The sequence below is a fragment of the Rothia nasimurium genome (assembly GCF_042660305.1).
Taxonomy (GTDB): domain Bacteria; phylum Actinomycetota; class Actinomycetes; order Actinomycetales; family Micrococcaceae; genus Rothia; species Rothia nasimurium.
Genome location: NZ_JBHSTW010000034.1, coordinates 1 through 1,182 on the forward strand (window position 1 = coordinate 1; position 1,182 = coordinate 1,182).

Genomic DNA, 1,182 nt, shown 5'->3' on the forward strand with positions numbered 1-1,182 from the left:
GCTGCGGGGCAACCCTTGATAGGGATGCTAACGCGGCGGTTAATATCATGCTCGCGGCAGGGCTTGCCGAGAGTTTAAACGGGCGTGGAGGGAGCGTAAGACGGGTGCTTGCATCTGCTGTGACCTGTGAAGCGCCAACCCACCGAGAGCTAACACCTATCTTGGGGTGTTAGTTGGTAGGAATCTCCGACTCTTTAGGGCGGAGAGGATGTCAAGAGCCCCATCCTGATCTTCCTGGCCAGCCTGCTCGTACTCCCTGTAGGCTCTGGCCTCACGGCCCTGACTTTGCGCCTTCTGGCATGGGTGCTGGGCAAGGTTAGTATCGACAGGTTCAAGAACGGGGCAGAGGTTGATACCTGGGCTGTTGCCCACGTGGCGGCCCGGTTAGCCACCTCACACACCAGCGTCATCTCAATTAGTTTCGCCGGGTGGGCGGTCAATATCATCTCCCCGGTCAAGCGTTCTCAGAAGCAGCAGAGCCGCGAAACTGAGCACACCGTGGCAAAGGCTGTGCGCCAGGCTCTCAATGAGGCTGGGTACCCGACCAAAACGAAAACCTACTAGCTAGCAGCAGGTGGTGAGAACGACGTTTCTCGCCACCTGCTTTTTTACACCCCGTGAGGGGACACCCATAGGCGCATCTATAAGTGTGTATATACAATAGGGTTTATGATTACCCTCGCCCTGACCCTTATCTGTGGTATCTCTATCGCGCTTACTTTAGCCCGCGACCGTCTCACGCAATCAAAGAAACACCCACGCCTCGGGAAGGCCATTACCCGTGCACAGCCCGCGCTCATTGGGGTGCTTTTAGCGGCGGTAATAGCACTAGGGTGGTCTGTTATTGCAACCTCACCTGCACTCATTCTCTACCTTGCCATGCCCCTTGTAGGCTGGCTTTTCTATGGGTTCAAAGAGTGGAGGCTGCGCAACCCGGGGCGCCTGTCCTACATACTCGCAGGCACTTTGTCAGGGGCCCTAGGAACTTTGGCTGGGCGACGTCGCCGGCGCAAGCCCTACACCATGTCTGAGTCTCAGAGACAGCGAGTAAAGAAGCTCCCCGAGAAACCCCGCTCATACTGGGGTGTTATTTTTCCTTCGTGGGTTTCTCTGGTTCTTCATACAGATAAGCCGATTTGGTGCATTCTGTCGCAAGTAACCGTCCTGTTGGGCGCTCTGACA

General features: G+C 56.2%; 2 protein-coding genes. Both read left to right on the forward strand.

The window, feature by feature from the left end:
- The first annotated feature begins 285 nt into the window (after positions 1–285).
- Positions 286–564, forward strand: coding sequence for a hypothetical protein (locus tag ACFP6B_RS11065; RefSeq protein ID WP_377129970.1), 279 nt, complete (start codon positions 286–288; stop codon positions 562–564).
- 105 nt (positions 565–669) lie between these two features.
- A partial coding sequence (locus ACFP6B_RS11070; RefSeq protein WP_377129972.1) for a hypothetical protein occupies positions 670–1,182 on the forward strand: 513 nt, incomplete at its 3' end.